This is a genomic window from Prochlorococcus marinus str. MIT 1214 (assembly GCF_027359355.1).
Taxonomy (GTDB): domain Bacteria; phylum Cyanobacteriota; class Cyanobacteriia; order PCC-6307; family Cyanobiaceae; genus Prochlorococcus_B; species Prochlorococcus_B marinus_F.
In genome coordinates this window covers 1,299,075-1,317,379 of record NZ_CP114777.1, presented here as the reverse complement: position 1 = coordinate 1,317,379, position 18,305 = coordinate 1,299,075, and the positions used below count along the sequence as shown (strand labels likewise).

The following is an 18,305-nucleotide window of genomic DNA, read 5'->3' as shown; positions in this document are numbered from 1 at the left end:
AGAATAGTTTAAACATATAGCTCTAGTGAGCCTCAAAACAGTAATCTTGCAGTTCATTTGTCCGGATAAGCCAGGACTTGTAAGTGATTTGGCAAGTTGGATAGCAAGTAAAAATGGCAATATTAGACATGCTGATCACCATACAGATGCAGATGCAAAATTGTTTCTCAGCCGAATTGAGTGGGATTTAGATGGATTTCTGCTCGACAAACATGAAATAAAATCTGAAGTAATTTTACTTGAGCAGAGATTGAATGGAAAAGCCGTCTTGAGCTTTTCTGATGATTTTCCTAATGTTGCCATCTTTGTTAGCAAGCAGAGTCATTGTTTAGTTGATCTTTTATGGAGAGTTAAGGCAGGTGAATTATGTATGAATGTCCCTTTAGTTATCTCTAATCATTCAGATTTAGAGGCTATTTGTTCAAGTTTTTCTATTCCTTTTAAGCTTATTGAAGTAGATAAAAATCATAAAGCAGATTCCGAAAGTAAAATTTTAGATTTGTTAAATGAGTATAAAATTGATTTAGGAGTGTTGGCTAAATATATGCAAATTTTAAGTAGTTCATTTTTAGAGAATTTTCCTCATTTTATAAATATTCATCATTCTTTTCTTCCTGCTTTTAAAGGTGCTCAACCATATCATCAGGCTTGGGAAAGAGGTGTAAAATTAATTGGAGCAACAGCGCATTATGTAACTAAGGATCTTGATGCTGGACCCATAATTGAACAGACTATATCTAATGTGAGTCATCGTGATGAAGTATCAGATTTAATAAGAAAGGGAAGAGATTTGGAGAGAGTCGCTTTAGCAAGAGCTTTAAGATTGCATTTAAGAAGACAAGTTATTGTGTATAGGGGAAGAACAGCAGTATTTACATGATTCATAATGCTTATTTACTAAATTTAAAAAATAATTTTTCAGACAATATTGGCTGGAGGTGTTTTCAATTAGGCGTATTTTGTTTGCCGTCCAGTGCGTTAATTTCTTATTTATTGTTGCTTGTAGCTCTTATCGACGGAAGCTTTAAAAGAAGGGAACTCTACTTGAGGGAATATTGGAATTATCCGCTAGTGTTTATAACTTGTTTGATGATAATTGGTTGTATTCGTTCTCATATTGGTTGGTTAGCTTGGCTTGGTCTTTTTAATTGGTTGCCATTCTTCTGGTGTTTTTGGGGCTTGCAACCATATTTGTTAACTCCTGAAAGAAGAAAAAAATGTGCTTCTTGGCTTGTGTTAGGAAGTTTCCCTGTTCTAATAACAGGCTTCGGTCAGTTATGGCTTGGATGGGAGGGGCCTTGGCAGATTTTTGATGGTTTGATAATTTGGTTTATTTCTCCAGGAGGAGAGCCTTTAGGTAGATTGTCTGGTTTGTTCGATTACGCGAATATCGCTGCAGCGTGGTTATCCGGCGTATGGCCATTCTGTTTGGCTTCAGTTCTGCATCCTTTTATTCTTGGAAGAAACCGACTTCTTCCCTTTGCTCTTTTAATTGCTTTTGTTTCAGCAATGATTTTGACTGACTCTCGAAACGCATGGGGTGCAATTTTTTTAGGTTTACCATTAGTTTTTGGTTCAGCATCATGGAGTTGGTTAATACCTTTAATGCTTATTTGTCTGTTTCCGGTGATTATTGCTGTTTTACCAGTTTTTGATTTTGGAATTCAACAATTTGCAAGGAGTTTTGTTCCTGAATCTATTTGGATGAGACTTAATGATATGCAATTCGTTGATACTAGACCTTTTGAAGCAACACGTATTGGTCAATGGAAAATAGGACTTAATTTAATTTTTGAAAAACCATGGTTGGGTTGGGGAGCAGCAGCTTTTTCAATTCTTTATCCTTTAAGGACAGGCTTATCACATGGCCACTCTCATAATTTGCCTTTGGAATTAGCAATTAGTCATGGCCTGATAGTTTCTTTGTTGATAAATATATTTGTATTTAGCTTATTATTTATGTCTTCTTTTTATAGAATATTTAATAATTTAAATCTTCAAAAAAATATAGTGGTTGATCGAGCTTGGTGGACTTCTACTTTAATTCTTATTTGTTTTTATGCGACAGATATTCCACTATTTGACAGCAGAATAAATATCTTAGGTTGGATATTATTGATAGGTCTTAGATGCATGATCTATAATGCTAAAAGCTATGATAGTTCATTGAAAATTTGAAAAAGTTTTATATTAATTCTCCTTCTTCAATCGTAATTTGTCTTTCATAAATTGAATGTTCATTAAATATTCTGGCAGTTAAAAAGCTAGCTATACATGTAATCAAGAGTGGCTTAAGTATTAACAGATTTTTAGTTAATGCGAATGCTAAAAACATTGCTGTTAATGGGGTTCTTGAGCATCCAGCAACAAATCCACCCATTCCTGCAAAAATATAAGTTGTGGGAACATGGCCCGTCAATGTTTCTACTCCTATACCGCTGGCTAATCCTATCGCTCCTCCAAGGGTGAGCATTGGATAAAATAAGCCACCTGGAGCTCCCGATGCGGCTGCTAAACCAGAAGCAAAAAATAAAATTAAAAATATACTTATTGCGAGCGTAAAACTACTATTTTCATTAACAATAATCTTTTGTAATCCCTCGATATTATGGAAACTTTCGGGGATTATTGAATACATTGAGCCGAGTAATAATCCTGACAAACTCATTCTCTGAATAGTTTTATTTTTAAACCATTTATTTCCTAGGACTTGCATCTTTAAAACATATTTGCAATACATTTCTGCTAAGAATCCAAGTAAGATTCCTAAAACGATTAAGTATAAAAAATCTATCGGAAAGAATTCGATTACTGGTGTATATGCTCTTTCTAATTGAAAGCCTAAATTATTAATAAATCCACCAGCTTTTTGATCAAGTCCAATCGCTTGCAAAATATCAGCGCAACTATCTGCCCAGAATGTTGTTACTACTACTAGTAAGAGGACTACTGGTCTGGCTGAATTTAGAAGTTCTTCAATTGCATATATAAAGCCTCCAATAGGTGCACTGAAAATTGCTGCAATTCCCGCACCTCCTCCTGCTGCAACAATAACTCTGCGAAATGAAATAGGGGCTTTTAGCCATTTTGCCATTTTCCAGGCAACAGATCCTCCCATTTGTACTGCTGGGCCTTCGGGACCTAGTGGAAATCCACTTCCAATAGCAATTATTCCAGCAAATAGTTTGACGATTCCAACTCTTAATCCCATAGGGACTGGCTTATGGCGAAGAAATGCAATGATGTGACTGACGCCTGCTCCTTTTGCTGCGGGAGCAAAGTTTTGAATGAGCAATCCAGAAATCAATCCTCCTAATGCTCCTAAAATGGGTAAAACTATCCATCTAGGCATATATGCAAGAAGATTTGATCGATAATCTTCTAATGCATGAATTCCAGTTTTAAATAATATTCCCGTTAATGCTGCTCCTAGACCTGTAAGTATGAGAGCAAGAATTACATTGAGCCATTTCCTTTGAAGAAGTTTTTTTATGCTTTGACTTGATTTTTTTTTAATGGGATTTCGACTTTGACTGTTGATCATTTAACTTAATTTAGATTTGTAAAATAGAGGCCTCTTCTTCTTTTGTTATTACACGTCCATCTTCAATAAAGTTTGGTATTTCATCAAAGTTTAAGTATCTGTATATTTCGTCAGTTAAAGGGGAAACTTTTTTCGAAGCGATTCTAAGATATTCATCAGTTGTAGGTATATGACCCAACAAAGCGCAAACAGCAGCCAGTTCTGCACTTCCTAAGAACACCTGAGCACCTTTCCCTAATCTGTTGTTGAAATTTCTTGTACTGGTTGAGAAAACAGTTGAGTTATCTTCTACACGAGCTTGATTGCCCATGCACAGAGAACAACCAGGCATTTCCATGCGGCTACCAGCTTTTTCAAAGATCTCGTAGTACCCTTCTTTTTTCAAAATTTCCTCGTCCATTCGTGTTGGCGGACATACCCATAATCTTGCTGCTATCTTCCCTTCTCCTTCAAGAATTTTTGCGGCGGCTCGATAATGACCAATATTAGTCATACATGAACCTATAAAAACTTCTTGAATCGGAGTGCCTGCGATTTCGTTTAATAGTTTGACGTTATCAGGATCATTAGGGCAAGCTAAAACAGGTTCTTTGAGTTCATTCAAGTCTATTTCGATGATTTCTGAGTATTGAGAATTGGAGTCGGCTGATAGTAAATCTGGTTTTTTTAGCCAATCTTCCATTTCTTTAATTCTTCTACTTATTGTTCTTGCGTCTTTATATCCCCTAGCAATCATATTTTTAAGTAAAACAATATTGCTTTTTAAATACTCACTGATTGTTGATTTAGAGAGTTGAATAGTACATCCTGCACAAGATCTTTCTGCGCTTGCATCAGTCAACTCAAAGGCTTGCTCTAATTTTAGGTCTGGTAGACCTTCAATTTCTAGTATTTTTCCATTAAACACATTAACTTTGTTCTCTTTCGCGACAGTCAGCAGACCTTGTTGTATGGCCATCCACGGAATGGCATTAACTACATCTCTTAAGGTTACACCAGCTTGTAAAGACCCTTTAAACCTTACGAGAACTGACTCCGGCATATCTAAAGGCATGGAACCAATGGCTGCAGCAAATGCCACAACTCCCGAACCTCCAGGAAATGAGATGCCCAATGGGAAGCGAGTATGACTATCACCACCTGTCCCGACAGTGTCTGGTAAAAGCATCCTATTTAGCCAACTGTGAATAATGCCATCACCAGGTTTTAATGCTACTCCTCCTCTTTCAGCAAAAAAATCAGGGAGTTCTTTTTGAGTTTTGATATCAACGGGCTTGGGATATGCTGCCGTGTGACAGAAACTCTGCATAACTAAATCAGCAGAAAATCCTAAACAGGCTAATTCTTTCATTTCATCTCTAGTCATTGGACCAGTAGTATCTTGACTACCAACCGTTGTCATTATTGGCTCACAACTTGCGCCAGGGAGCACGCCTTCTAAACCGCAAGCTTTTCCAACAATTTTTTGAGCTTGTGTAAACCCATATTTTGATGCAGGTGGCTGACCAGGACGAATAAAAAGAGTAGAGGGAGGAAGTTTTAATTTTGTTCTAACTTTGTCTGTCAAAGCTCTTCCAATCATTAAAGGAATTCGCCCACCTGCTCTTACTTCATCAGTAATAGTTTGTGGTTTTAAGTCAAATTTTGATAGAAGTTCTCCATTGTTTGTTTCATGTGTACTTCTTCTAACTTCTCCTTTGTAAGGGAAAATAGTGATAACATCTCCTGTTTTGAGATTGCTTACATCGCATTCAATTGGAAGTGCACCTGAATCTTCTGCAGTATTAAAGAAAATAGGAGCAATTTTGCCTCCTATTATAACGCCACCTCCTCGTTTATTTGGTATGTATGGTATGTCTTGTCCTGTATGCCAAAGGACAGAGTTTATTGCTGATTTTCGAGAGCTTCCTGTTCCAACTACATCGCCAACATATGCAATCGCATGTCCTTTCTCTTTTAATTTTTCAATAGTTCTTAAACCATTTTGATCTCGTGTCTCTAGCATTGCTAGAGCATGTAAAGGAATATCTGGTCTTGTTGTGGCATGAGTTGCTGGAGAGAGATCGTCTGTATTTGTTTCTCCTTCAACTTTAAATACTGTTACTGTTATTTCCTCAGCTAAAGGTCGTTTATTGGTGAACCATTCTCCATTGGACCAGCTATTTATAACTTTTTCTGCATAAATATTAGTTTTTGCTAATTCTAAAATATCATTTAGCGCATCATAAACTAAAAGAGTATTACTTAATCCATCGCAGGCTGAAGCTGCTAATTCCTTATTATTAGATTTTAGTATTTCAATTAATGCTGCTACATTATATCCGCCAATCATTGTACCCAAAAGCTCAGTTGCTTTTAAAGGGCTTACTAATGGACTTTTTGATTCTTCTTGAGCAATTGAGCTCAGCCAAGTTGCTTTGACATAGGAGGCTTGATCAACCCCAGGAGGAATTCGATTCACAAGAAGATCAACTAAGAAGTTTTGATCGAATTCTTTATCTGGTTTTTCTAAAAATTCAGTTAAATCTTTAGTTTGTTTTGCATCTAAAGGAAGCGGAGGGATCCCAAGCGCTTCTCGATCTGCAACATGTGATAAGTAATTTTTTAGCATTGTTAAATCTCAATAGAGAATGTATTTGAGTGAGAGTCTTTTGTTTTCATTGTTTACAACCGCATGTTTTTTGAATAAACATTCAGATAATGCAACTTATTACCCCCCTATGACTGATACTTCTCTAATCTTATATCTATGATCACGCTTTAAATGTCCACCTCATCATATTTTTCAATGGTGGATAGCACCTCAGACCTTCATGTTGTCGAGACTCGTCCATTAATGTCACCAGCATTACTTCATAGAGATTTGCCTTTAGATAAGGCAGCCTCTGGAGTGGTCTCTAATACTCGCAAAAAGATTCAATCAATTCTTCATGGTATTGATCCAAGAATGTTGGTGATTGTTGGACCATGCTCGGTTCATGATGTTGATGCTGCTATTGAATATGCAAATCGCTTAGCCCCATTGAGGGAGAAATATAGTCAGAATTTAGAAATTGTTATGCGTGTTTATTTTGAGAAACCTCGCACAACTGTTGGTTGGAAAGGACTTATTAATGACCCTCATCTTGATAATTCTTACGATATTAATACAGGCTTAAGAAAGGCAAGAGGTCTATTACTTGATTTAGCTAAAAAAGGAATGCCTGCTGCAACTGAATTACTTGATCCAGTTGTTCCTCAATATATTGCTGATTTAATTAGTTGGACTGCTATTGGAGCAAGAACGACAGAGAGTCAGACTCATCGTGAAATGGCTTCTGGATTATCAATGCCGGTTGGTTATAAGAATGGTACGGATGGGACTGCAACGATAGCGATTAATGCAATGCAAGCGGCTTCAAAACCTCATCATTTTTTAGGAATTAATAACGATGGTCACGCTTCGATAGTTAGTACTACAGGCAATCCAGATGGTCATCTTGTTTTAAGAGGTGGTAAGAATGGAACTAATTATCATTTTGATGCAATTAATTTAATTGCAGATGAATTGGCACAATCTAAGATGCCTGGAAAAGTCATGGTTGATTGTAGTCATGGCAATTCAAATAAGGATTTTCGTAGACAATCAGAAGTTTTACGGGATGTTGCATCACAGTTAAAAGGTGGATCAAAGAACATAATGGGCGTAATGATTGAAAGTCATCTTGTTGAGGGTAATCAGAAATTAAATGCAGACTTGTCAAAACTGACCTATGGGCAAAGTGTTACGGATGCATGTATAAACTTCTCTACAACTGAAGTTTTATTAGAAGAACTTGCTGAATCAGTCCAATAGATTGAGTTCGTTTGTTATATTCCTACTAACCATATCCCTATACAAGTTACTCCAATAGGAACAGTTAAATTATCAATACCCCAAGGACTTATTTGTTCTAAAAAAGTTGCTATTAGCGAGATGACTATAATTTCTAGAGGTTGTATTCCTAAATGATTAGTTGAAGAGATAATTGAAGTCGTTATAGCTACTACTGAACCCATTGTTAATGTTCCAATAATCGATTTTGTTTGACCCAGTATTGACCATTTAGGAGAGGTAATAGACCTTCCAATTAAACCTGCCAATCCATCACCAAAAGCCATTGATAGTACTCCTATGGAAATAGATGATGCATAGCGAGGCCAGAAAAATAAAAGTAAAAGTGTGATGCTGATACCATATGCAATTGTTCCAAAACTTTTTCTCTCGATATCCTCAATAGCAGGTAATAAGCGATATTGATAATTAACACCTAAGGCTAGGGTTATCAATAATGCAGTTAAGAAAGCTATATTTTTTGGTATATCAAATAACCATGCTAAAAGAATGACAGGCCCTGTTCCAATATGAATAATTTTTCGACTTAACTCTTCTTTTTTAGGAAAATATCTTTTACATAAAAATGCAATTAATAAAATTATAGTTATCCATAACGCAATAACAAAAATAGCTATTTGAATAGGCAATGTTTAAGCAGCATTTTGATGAGTAGTCATTACTCTCAATTTTAAAATTGCTTTTGCCTCAAGTTGTCTTACACGCTCTCTCGAAACATTTATTTGTCTTCCAATTTCAGCAAGAGTAAGTGGTTCTTCTCCATCGAGGCCAAAGCGAAGTCTCATGATTTTTTGCTCTCTCTCATTTAATTGAGATAACCATCCGCCAAGGTGTTCTTTTTGAATACTTCTATCCATCCCTTCCATGGGTTCATCAGAATTTGGGTCTGGAATTAGTTCTCCAAGAGTACTACGATCTTCTTCGCCTCTTGCATGAGCATCAAGAGACGCACAGGGAGCGCTTTGCGACACTAAATCTTCTAGATCTTGAGGTTCAATTCCCATTGCATTTGCTAATTCTAGTCGATTTGGTTGCCTACCAAATCGATGAGATAATTCACGCGATATGCGGCGCATTTTTGAAAGTTTTTCGCTGATATGTATTGGCAGTCGAATAGTTCTAGCACTGTTATCAATGGCACGAGTCATCCCTTGTCTTATCCACCAGTAGGCATAGGTTGAAAATTTATAACCCATTGCAGGATCAAATTTATCAACAGCTCTTTCTAATCCAATTGCACCCTCTTGAACTAAATCGAGTAATTCGAGACCTTGGTTTTGATATTTTTTTGCAACACTTACAACAAGCCTCAGATTTGCAGCCATCATGCGATCTCTTGCTCGCTTACCCATTTTTATTTTGTGTTTCTGACGGGTAGAGCGCTCTTCAAGGGGAAGGTTCAACAAATCTTTCATTTGTTGAACATGATGAGCAAGTTCAATTTCTTCTGCAGGAGTCAGAAGTGGCACTCTTCCAATACTTGTGAGATAGAAACCTATCGCATCAGTAGCGAGACGATTACTTTGTCTTTTTGAACTTCGAGATTTTTGACTACTTACAGTTGATGCAGATAGTTTTTGACTTGTGCTTGCCAAATTAGACTTCTCTGATGAAACATCAGAAATTTCCTTGGCAGATTCCAGCGGGATCCCCATCACCCTGGCCTCTTGAAATTAGATTTATTAAGAAGTTAGCACTTATCAGGAGAAGTTGACTAATTGAAACGAAAAATTTATAGATTTTTGCCTAATTAGGTATAAAGCGCATCAAAAAAACAGATTAAATGTTTTGAAAAAAGCTTTGAAAACTTTTAATTCTCTTCTTTTTTATATAGCTTAATAATTTTTTCTTGAATATATTTTTTCTTATCATTCAAAATTGGATTTTTGATGTAGCTACCATCACTTTGCATGTTCCAAGAGTCTTTATTTGCTTCTAAATAAGAATCTAATAAATGTTTAATTTCTTTTTTAATTTTATTGTCTTCAATGGGTGCAACTGCTTCCACTCTTCGATCTAAATTACGCCTCATCCAATCTGCACTACCAATAAATACTTCTGCATCACCATTGTTATTAAACCAAAAGATTCTTGAATGTTCTAAAAACCTACCAATAATGCTTGTTACTTTTATATTTTCGCTTAAGTCTTTTTTCTGAGGATATAGGCAGCACATTCCTCTAATTATAAGTTCAATTTTTACTCCCTCCTGTGATGCTATATAAAGCAGTTTGATAATTTCTGGATCTACTAGCGAATTCATTTTGGCTATTATTCTGGCCGGCAAGCCATTTTTTGCATAATGGATTTCTCTTTTGATTAGCTTTTCTATTCCACTTCTAAGAGTAACCGGTGCAACTAATAATTTTCTGTAGGATTGTTGTTTGGCAAATCCAGTTAGATAATTAAATAGTTCAATAAGATCTTGACCAAGCTCAGGCTGACAAGATAACAAGCCAAAATCAGTATATGTTTTAGATGTTTTTGAATTATAATTACCAGTCCCAATATGAAAGTATGTTCTTAATCTATTTTTTTCTTTTCTTATGATCAAAGCAATTTTTGTATGAGTTTTTAGTCCAATTACTCCATAAACAACATGAACCCCAGCTTGCTCTAATTGTTTTGCCCATTGGATATTATTATCTTCATCAAATCTTGCTTTTAGTTCAACGAGAGCCATTACTTGTTTTCCTTTCTCAGCAGCTCTTATTAATGCATCAATAATTAAAGAGTCCCTGGAAATTCTATACAAGGTCATTTTGATGCCCATGACTTGCTTATCTTCCGCAGCTTGATTAATAAACTCTTCGACTGAGGTCGAGAAAAGATTGTATGGGTGATGGACTAGTAAATCATGACGGCGAATAATGGAGAATATACTTTTAAAATTGCTTTTATTTCTAGTATCTAAATCTTCTTGTTCTCGCAATTGACTATTTTTGAGTGAATTATGAGTAATGCCTTGATGCTCTTTAAACTTTAATTTCGGAAGATTGAAAGTTGTTAATTCTATTAATTCATCTAATGCTAGTAAACCATCAATTTGATATAAGTTTTCTCTATCAATATTCATCCCTTCTTGTAACAGATCAAGAATTACTTTTGGCGTATTTGTAGAGACTTCAAGCCTAACTACCTCACCTCCTTTGCGCCGCTTACGTAAACCTTCTTCTAGTGCGCTCATTAAATCATCAGCCTCAATGTCTCGAAGCTCTAGATCAGCATCTCTTGTAACGCGAAAGAACGAATATTCTTGAACACTCATTCCAGGGAAAAGCATGGATAGATTATTTGCAATGATTTGCTCAATCGCAATTCCCGTGTATTTTGCTGATTCATTACCATGTAGTTCAACTGGAATACTTATAAATCTGGAAATACTCTCCCCAGGAATTTTTATGCGCGTAAATTGTTCTTTATCTGATTCACGATCGACGATAATTGCAGCTAAATTTAAACTAAGATTACTTATAAACGGGAATGGATGAGAAGGGTCAACTGCTAAGGGGGTTAGTATCGGGAAAATTGCAGTTGTAAAATAATTATCTATCCAAACCTTTTGTCTTTCATTTAATTCTTTATATTTAAGAATAAATATATTCTCTTTTTTAAAGTCTTCTTCTATATATTGTAATGTTTTATATTGCTGTGTCTTTAAAATAGGATCTAAATAATTTCGAATTTCAATAAGTTGTTCTTCAGGTGATTTGCCATCTTGGCTTCTTTTTAAGATTCCACCTTCTACTTGTGATTTTAAAGAAGCAACTCTAACCATAAAAAATTCGTCTAAATTATTGCTAAAGATTGAACTGAATTTAATTTTTTCTAGTAATGGCGTTTCTTCTTCTATAGCAAGTTCTAAAACACGTTTGTTAAAATCTATCCAACTGAGTTCACGATTAATATAAGTTTCATTATTGATTTTTGGACTTGTCATATCTATAATCAATTTATTCAATTTCTAATTGTTAGTTTAATATCTTTATCATCTATCAGTCTAGGAGATTACTTTTTGTTTGGTGAGACTTTTCCCTGAAATTAAAAACATAACAAATAGTAGAAGCAATATTGTGCCTAAGAATGGACTTCTTGGACCAAAAAGATCATATGAGCGTCCCGCTGCTATTGCTCCAAGAAAAGTTCCCAGACTTTGTAAACCCTGCAGATTTCCTAATACTGCTCCTTGACCTATAGAACTTAATCTTCTTGAAATTAGTGCTCTTAAGCTAGGAGTTACTAGTCCAGTTCCCATTGCAAGTATTGCGACGCCAGAAAATACAAGTGGAATTGACGTGTCTATATTTGCGAGCGTTAAAAGAATGCATCCTGTCATGACAAAGCCAATACCAGCAAAAGTTAATCTCGACTCCCCAAATCTTTTTACAAGAGGACCAATTAGGCCTCCTTGAACAATCATCGCAATAACTCCAACGACAATAAAAGCAGCACTACATAATTCAGGACTCCATCCAAATTTTTCTTTTAAATAAAGGACTAAAACAGCTGTAAAGCCATTAAATGCCATAAAGAAAACAAAAAATGATAAGCAAAGTCTTCTAGCTAAGGAGTTTTTAAATACAATTAGTAGCTGACTAATTGGATTCAAATCTCTTTTTCTTGGTAGTAAATTTCTTTTGTTTTTGGGCAGTGTTTCCGGTAGAAACCAAATTACAAAAATAAGATTAAATATGGCAAATCCGCTTGCAACCCATACCGGTAAAGTAACACTAAATTTAGCAAGAGCTGTTCCTAATCCTGGCCCAAGAATAAATCCTAAACCAAATGCTACTCCAATTAATCCAAAGGTTTTTGCGCGATTTTCGGGAGTTGATATATCTGCAAGTATAGTAGTAGCAGTAGCTGCGGTACCACCACTTATACCATCAATTATTCTAGCTAAGAATAGTAAAAATAAAGGTAAAGTTGAGGCCCATAAAGGTAAATAATTTTCCCAATTCAGACTTACAGTTAATGCAAATAGACATATTCCTATTACTGAACCTGATACACATGTGATCATGATTGGCTTACGACCAAAACGATCGCTCATAGCTCCTATTAGTGGGGCTGCAGCAAACTGAGATATTGCATATGTTCCAGTTAAAAAACCAAGAGTCGTCGCGCTTGTCGTGAATTGTTCTAATAAAAAAGGTAATAAAGGCAAAACAATGGTTTCGCCTAATCGATCATCTAGAAGTGTTATGAAAGCTCCTAAAAGGGTGGGAATTTTTAGCCTTCTCAATGCAAATAGCTCATAATTTATTCACCTTCTCATACTGTCAGAGAACTTGGCTTCATTTAGTAAAAATAGTCTAAATCGATATTTGCGACCTTGTGAGAGTTCTGATGAAATGGCTCTCAGAGAAGTCTATGAAGATGCTATTCGAACTTGCGATAAATCCTTATATAGCCAAGAACAGATCGAAGCGTGGTCAGCTTTGGCTTATCTTCCTGGGATTTTAGATAAACCTCTGAAGCAAGGCGTGGGCTGGGTGAGTTGTGTGAATAAAACGATTGAAGCATTTGCGTTGAAATATCCCCATAATCGCTTGGCATTGCTTTATTGCCGAGGGCGTTCATCACGACAGGGGCATGCTACGGCTCTATTAGAGCAAATTGAGGAAGATACTCTCAAAGATAAACCTATTATTTTAAAGACAGAGGCAAGTTTATGTAGTTATCAATTGCTTTTACGGCATGGATGGACAATTATTGCTCCTGAAGATATCCAAATAGGTGGTGTGCATTTTTCTCGTTATTTAATGGAAAAAACTTTGTATTAAATTTATTTTTAAAAAGCTTTTATTAATCAATATTTTCATTACTCCAATGAATTAATTTTTCTAATTGCTTGAAAGCAAACCCTGAATTGATTATTTCTTTAGCTTTATTAATTCCTTCTTTAATATCAGAGCTTATACCTGCATAAAAAAAGTAAATACCAGCATTCCACTCTAGTGCTTTAGTCAAAGGACCCTCGCCATGAAGAGCTTGTAAAGCAAATCTCTGCCATTCTTCGATGTCGTTCCATTCAATATCTTTTCCTGAACATGCATAGTCTTTGGGATGAAACACTTTTCTTGTTCCATGCTGATTTTTGTACTGTCCAATTGTTGATGAACGACTTATTGAAAGATCTATTCCACCTTCAAGTCCTTTGACAGTAATCACATTTTGTTCTCCCATAAGCTCTAAGGTCTTCCAATGTCTCTCTTCAGTAGGAGAATGAACATAGCCACTGATATGTAGATGATTTCCTTGATGGCAAGTCCAGATTAATTCCATACTTGCTAGAGGTGGTCGCTTACCTATTTGATCTCTATAAGGAATTAAATTTTCAGCTAGCGGAAAATGATCTGGCTGATGTATTAAAGCTAGGTCGTTGTGGTTGAAAAAACTTTGTAGTTCTTCTATGGATAGACCAGTTAAATTTATTCCTAAGGCTTGAAAGAGTTCGTTATGGGTAACGCCATATTTCACGGGCATACGAGAACCACCATGCAAAATAACAGGCTGTTTCTGAGTTAGTAATAGTAAAGTTGTTAGAGGGTAAATTGGTGCTGTTTTTTTTCGACCATCAAAAGGCATCCCAAAAAACATAGGTTGATGTTGATTACTGGGTGATTGAATCTTTGGTCCAAGTTCTATATATGCATCAATCATCCCGGCTAATTCTTCAGGGATAGGACGTCTAATTCTATGCGCAATCATGAAGCCACCAATTTGTGCTGCGCTTGCTTCTTCTTTAAGCATCAGCTTAATAGCTGATTTAGTTTCTTCGCGAGTAAGACTTTTTCCTGTGAACTCACCACTACCTATTTTTTTTAAATAGGTTTTAAATTCTTCGTATTTGTTTATCATGAGAGCTTATATTTCAAAGTTAAGTTGTTTTTTTGCAAGTTCTTTGCGTTGAGCATTCTTTAAATTTTTGACCAAATCTAATAAGATATTTTTACTAATTTCAGTTCCGATTGAACCAAGAGCCATTAAGCCGTAGTATGCAGACTTATCCGATCCTTTTTGTATTACATCGCTGATAGCTATACAGATATCTAGGCTTTCACGTCTTTGAATGATGGTCAGTGTTTTGATCACTATCTTTTCTCTGAAATCATTTAAAGGTGACTTTGCTATATCAAGTAAATGAGAATCAGAAAGTAAATGAGCTTTAAACTTTAGTAATTCTAGACCAGCTATTTTCATGTGTTCACGTTTATCTTCTAATATTGTTTTGATAAGCTCAATCGGTAATGTTCCTCCCCAGCAAGCTAAAGCTTCTACGATTTTGATGTTCATAGTGTCATCATCATAAAGATGTTTTAAGAGCCATTCTTTGGCATCCTCTTGATAGGTAAGTCCTGCGGCAAGAATTAGTTCATCTTTATTGCCATATGTATTAATTAGATCTTTTATTTTTATCCATCCTACTTTTGAAAATTGTCCTAGGCGATTTGCGATTTCTTGCCTAAGCTCGTAGTTGATATTCGGATTGTATGCATTCCGAAGCCACTCAGCGCTTGGCTTAGTTTTTTTTGCGTTATTAAGCGTATCCCATATATTGCTTTCTTCAATAATCATAGAATTTAAATTTAGTGGATTAGAAAATAATTAATCAGATTAATTTTATAAATTACTATTTGTTTATCAATCAAGTCAACTATTTGATTTGTTTTGAGATCAATTGAAAATCTTTTAAAACCCTATTAATAACTATTAAATAGTAGACATTTTAAAAAAGCCTAGAATACAACTTTCTAGGCTTTCTTAATTTAGTTTAAAATTTAATTTTTTTATCTTGCACCAAGTTGTGCTTCGAGCTCTCGTTCTAATTTTTCATCTTTTACGTCTGGTAAAACATTAGAGATAGGAGTTTTGTGGGTGCTATAGAAAAGCATTCCAATAAATACCATTCCTCCAACAATATTTCCAATCGTCACTGGTAAGAAATTCCAAAAAATTACTTTTGTAAAAGGAATACCTGATCCTAGTAGAGGGCCAGTTGTATGCAAAAACATATTAACTACTATGTGCTCCATTCCCATTGTTTGGAATGCAGTTATAGGGAGCCAGCAAGCAAGTATCTTTCCTGGAACACTTTTACTTACAAGTGCCATTGTTACACCTAAACAAACTAGCCAGTTTGCAATTACCCCACGTAAAAATGCGAGGAAAAAACCAGTACTTCCAAGTGCCTCATATTTCACAACTGTGTTTGCTTTATGTATAGCTATGATTTTTGCTGCTACAACTGCCCATCCTTTTCCACCTTCAGCAGCAGCTAAAGGATCAACATTTCCAGCACTGGACAAGCTGATGGATAGTAGAACAGCAACAAATGCTGTACCTAGAAAATTACCGATCCAAACCCATAGCCAATTCCTTACAGTTGCAGACCAAGAACTCTTTCCAGCCCATACGGCCATTGGTAGTAACGCAAAATTACCAGTAACAAGCTCCATACCGAAAAGAACGATACTTGCAAAACCAAAAGGAAATATAAAAGAACCTAACCAAGGCATCCCAGATTGAATACCTATAGTAATTGCAAGACATGTCGCTAAACCTAAAATTGCTCCTGAATAGAAGCCTCTTATTAGCAAGTTTTTTACGCTTACAGATGATTTCTTGCCACCTGCAGCAATCATTCCATCTACCAATTCATTTGGTAGGACGTAGTCCATTTGAGAAGCACTTGAAGTCATAAATTTAAAAAGTAAGAAAAATAATTTTTTATAAAATCGAATTAATTACTAATTCGATTCATAAATTTGGAAAAGATGTCGGAGCTACCATTGGCTCGATTAATCAGCGGTTTATCTTTACCAAGGTTGTTAAACCAATTCATGAAGCGAGAAATAGAATCTTTAGGCAAGACGTAGCTCATTTGAGAAGTACTTTGAGTCATAAATTTAAAAAGTAAGAAAAATAATTTTTTATAAAATCGAATTAATTACTAATTCGATTCATAAATTTGGAAAAGATGTCGGGGCTGCCATTGGCTCGATTAATCAGCGGTTTATCTTTACCAAGGTTGTTAAACCAATTCATGAAGCGAGAAATAGAATCTTTAGGCAAGACGTAGCTCATTTGAGAAGTACTTTGAGTCATAAATTTAAAAAGTAAGAAAAATAATTTTTTATAAAATCGAATTAATTACTAATTCGATTCATAAATTTGGAAAAGATGTCGGGGCTGCCATTGGCTCGATTAATCAGCGGTTTATCTTTGCCAAGAGGACTCAACCAATTCATAAATCGAGAGAATGAACCAGATTTTTTACTTAAAAATTTTTTTTCTTTTGCCTCAAAATTTGAAATAAGTAAATCTTTTAGTACATCTTTTAATTCATCTTGAGGGACAGATTTTTTTATTAATTCTCCTAATTTATAATTAGGACCTTGTGATCCACCAATGCTTATATCATAAGCTTCAACAGTTTTTCCTTCTTTGTCTTTAGCTTTTTTACCCGTTAAACCAATGCCTCCCATGTAGGCTTGACCACAACTATTAGGACACCCGGTCCAATGAATCTTTAATTCGTCTTTCAAATCTAATTCTTTGTCTAATTCATGCGAGATTTTTAAAGCTTGATCTTTTGTATTTGTCAGAGCGAAACCACAATAGGTATTTCCAGTACAAGAAACAGTACCTGCGGCAATATTTTCTGGTTTTAATGGAAATTTTTGTAAGATAGATTGCTTCTTAAATTCTTCAATTAGATTTGTATCTATACCAGTAATAATAATATTTTGGTCTTCGGTAAGTCTTATTTCTTTATCACCAAAATTCTCACATATATTTGCTATATCTTGTAAATCTTCAGCCAAAAGACGGCCTACTGGCACATGAATTCCTGCAAAATATTTACCTTCTTGTTTTTGAGAATGAATTCCAAAAAATGACCTTGGTTTTTCTGAAAATATTGAACCTGGATCTTCTTTTAATGCTCCATATTGTTTTTCGATAAGATCTCTAAATTTTTCAACACCAATTTTATCTAAATAAAATCTAAACCTACCTTTAGGTCTTATATTACGTTCCCCATTATCTCTCCAGAGGGATAAAATAATTGATGTTAATTCATAAATTTTTTCTTCTTCAACCCATGCATTCAACGGAACTGCATATTCATTCATTACTGATGAAAGTACACCTCCAATCCATACACTGAAACCTAAAACTCCATTAATTTTAACTGGATGAAAAATCAAATCATTATGTAAAAGAAAATTATCTTTAGAACCTGCTATAGCTGTGTTCCATTTCCTTGGAAGATTTGAAAATTCTGAGTTTCCTTTACCTTCATTAGTTAAATAATCTTGCATTTGTGATGTATATTTTCTTGTGTCTATAATTTCTTTTGGATCAACTCCAGCGATGGGATTTCCAGTAACATTTCTTGGATTATCAAATCCAGATTGAGTTGTCGATATGTTTACTTTTTTTAACCTATTTAATATCTCAGGCAAATCACTAATCAAAACACCTCTAAGTTGTATATTTTGCCTAGTTGTTATATCACAACTTCCATTCTCTCCATATCTCGCAACAATTGATGCAATTACCTTTAATTGTTCTGTATTAATTATTCCATTAGGTATTCTTAGCCTTAACATAAACTTTCCAGGTGTTTTTGGTCTCCAAAACATCCCATACCATTTCAATCTTAATTCTAAATCAGTTTTATCCATTTGCTCCCATCCCATTTCAGCAAATTTGTCTATATCCTTTCCTATTTCTAGTCCATCCTTAGCAGCTTTATTTTTTTCAACTTTATTTAGTTTTTTGCCTTCGAGATAGTATTGAACCATTTGTATTGAGAGTTTACATTTATAATTAACCTTTAAAATCTGAATTCCAGATGTATCCGTTTTTACCAAATTT

At 35.0% G+C, this 18,305-nt stretch carries 14 protein-coding genes; 4 read left to right on the top strand and 10 right to left on the bottom strand.

The genetic code is table 11. The features are described from left to right. The first annotated feature begins 25 nt into the window (after nt 1-25). Together purU and O5639_RS07400 are read left to right on the top strand one after the other, a co-directional pair. Nucleotides 26-880, top strand: a complete 855-nt coding sequence (purU, locus tag O5639_RS07405) for a formyltetrahydrofolate deformylase (protein ID WP_269623908.1) — start codon at nt 26-28, stop codon at nt 878-880. Then, nucleotides 877-2,178 (top strand): O-antigen ligase family protein, encoded by a 1,302-nt coding sequence (locus tag O5639_RS07400; protein WP_269623907.1) that lies wholly within the window; start codon nt 877-879, stop codon nt 2,176-2,178. Before purU ends, O5639_RS07400 begins: the two co-directional genes overlap by 4 nt. Nucleotides 2,179-2,185: 7 nt before the next feature. Here the strand turns inward: O5639_RS07400 and O5639_RS07395 are convergent, their stop codons facing one another. Next, a complete protein-coding gene (locus tag O5639_RS07395) occupies nt 2,186-3,544 on the bottom strand; it encodes a ClC family H(+)/Cl(-) exchange transporter (RefSeq protein ID WP_269623906.1) in 1,359 nt (452 codons plus the stop codon). A gap of 10 nt (nt 3,545-3,554) precedes the next feature. Beyond that, nucleotides 3,555-6,155, bottom strand: a complete 2,601-nt coding sequence (gene acnB / locus O5639_RS07390) for a bifunctional aconitate hydratase 2/2-methylisocitrate dehydratase (protein WP_269623905.1) — start codon at nt 6,153-6,155, stop codon at nt 3,555-3,557. 153 nt (nt 6,156-6,308) lie between these two features. On the opposite strand from acnB, the gene O5639_RS07385 reads away from it, so the two are divergent. Then, a complete protein-coding gene (locus O5639_RS07385) occupies nt 6,309-7,379 on the top strand; it encodes a 3-deoxy-7-phosphoheptulonate synthase (protein WP_269623904.1) in 1,071 nt (356 codons plus the stop codon). Between the two features lie 14 nt (nt 7,380-7,393). On the opposite strand, the gene O5639_RS07380 is transcribed toward O5639_RS07385, so the two are convergent. The 4 genes from O5639_RS07380 to O5639_RS07365 all read right to left on the bottom strand — a co-directional run bounded on the left by O5639_RS07380 (nt 7,394) and on the right by O5639_RS07365 (nt 12,663). After that, nucleotides 7,394-8,047, bottom strand: coding sequence for a diacylglycerol/polyprenol kinase family protein (locus O5639_RS07380; protein ID WP_269623903.1), 654 nt, complete (start codon nt 8,045-8,047; stop codon nt 7,394-7,396). A 3-nt stretch (nt 8,048-8,050) separates the two neighbouring features. Beyond that, a complete protein-coding gene (locus tag O5639_RS07375) occupies nt 8,051-9,073 on the bottom strand; it encodes an RpoD/SigA family RNA polymerase sigma factor (protein ID WP_269623902.1) in 1,023 nt (340 codons plus the stop codon). A 155-nt stretch (nt 9,074-9,228) separates the two neighbouring features. Further along, a complete protein-coding gene (gene ppk1 / locus O5639_RS07370; RefSeq protein WP_269623901.1) occupies nt 9,229-11,358 on the bottom strand; it encodes a polyphosphate kinase 1 in 2,130 nt (709 codons plus the stop codon). Between the two features lie 60 nt (nt 11,359-11,418). Further along, nucleotides 11,419-12,663 (bottom strand): MFS transporter, encoded by a 1,245-nt coding sequence (locus O5639_RS07365; protein ID WP_269623900.1) that lies wholly within the window; start codon nt 12,661-12,663, stop codon nt 11,419-11,421. A gap of 46 nt (nt 12,664-12,709) precedes the next feature. Between O5639_RS07365 and O5639_RS07360 the strand changes: the two genes are divergently transcribed. Beyond that, the gene (locus O5639_RS07360) at nt 12,710-13,204 is read left to right on the top strand and encodes a GNAT family N-acetyltransferase (protein ID WP_420063655.1); all 495 of its coding nucleotides are present in this window, start codon (nt 12,710-12,712) and stop codon (nt 13,202-13,204) included. 22 nt (nt 13,205-13,226) lie between these two features. Here O5639_RS07360 and O5639_RS07355 read toward each other — a convergent pair whose 3' ends face one another. The 4 genes from O5639_RS07355 to O5639_RS07340 form a co-directional block, all read right to left on the bottom strand. Continuing rightward, on the bottom strand, nt 13,227-14,282 hold the full coding sequence (locus tag O5639_RS07355; protein WP_269623899.1) for an anthranilate phosphoribosyltransferase family protein: 1,056 nt from the start codon (nt 14,280-14,282) through the stop codon (nt 13,227-13,229). Nucleotides 14,283-14,288: 6 nt separating this feature from the next. Then, nucleotides 14,289-14,999 (bottom strand): capsid protein, encoded by a 711-nt coding sequence (locus O5639_RS07350; RefSeq protein WP_269623898.1) that lies wholly within the window; start codon nt 14,997-14,999, stop codon nt 14,289-14,291. A 212-nt stretch (nt 15,000-15,211) separates the two neighbouring features. Continuing rightward, entirely contained in the window at nt 15,212-16,102 is an 891-nt protein-coding gene (locus O5639_RS07345; protein WP_269625532.1) for a formate/nitrite transporter family protein, read from the bottom strand. 468 nt (nt 16,103-16,570) lie between these two features. Beyond that, nucleotides 16,571-18,232, bottom strand: coding sequence for a ferredoxin--nitrite reductase (locus O5639_RS07340; protein ID WP_269623897.1), 1,662 nt, complete (start codon nt 18,230-18,232; stop codon nt 16,571-16,573). Nucleotides 18,233-18,305 lie beyond the last annotated feature (73 nt).

Bases quoted from the DNA above. Each gene is read 5' to 3' on its own strand.
- O5639_RS07395 (WP_269623906.1), bottom strand. From the start codon at position 3,544: ATGATCAACAGTCAAAGTCGAAATCCCATTAAAAAAAAATCAAGTCAA.
- O5639_RS07350 (WP_269623898.1), bottom strand. From the start codon at position 14,999: ATGATTATTGAAGAAAGCAATATATGGGATACGCTTAATAACGCAAAA.
- O5639_RS07340 (WP_269623897.1), bottom strand. From the start codon at position 18,232: ATGGTTCAATACTATCTCGAAGGCAAAAAACTAAATAAAGTTGAAAAA.
- O5639_RS07345 (WP_269625532.1), bottom strand. From the start codon at position 16,102: ATGGACTACGTCCTACCAAATGAATTGGTAGATGGAATGATTGCTGCA.
- O5639_RS07385 (WP_269623904.1), top strand. From the start codon at position 6,309: ATGTCCACCTCATCATATTTTTCAATGGTGGATAGCACCTCAGACCTT.
- O5639_RS07375 (WP_269623902.1), bottom strand. From the start codon at position 9,073: ATGGGGATCCCGCTGGAATCTGCCAAGGAAATTTCTGATGTTTCATCA.
- O5639_RS07355 (WP_269623899.1), bottom strand. From the start codon at position 14,282: ATGATAAACAAATACGAAGAATTTAAAACCTATTTAAAAAAAATAGGT.
- ppk1 (WP_269623901.1), bottom strand. From the start codon at position 11,358: ATGACAAGTCCAAAAATCAATAATGAAACTTATATTAATCGTGAACTC.
- O5639_RS07400 (WP_269623907.1), top strand. From the start codon at position 877: ATGATTCATAATGCTTATTTACTAAATTTAAAAAATAATTTTTCAGAC.
- acnB (WP_269623905.1), bottom strand. From the start codon at position 6,155: ATGCTAAAAAATTACTTATCACATGTTGCAGATCGAGAAGCGCTTGGG.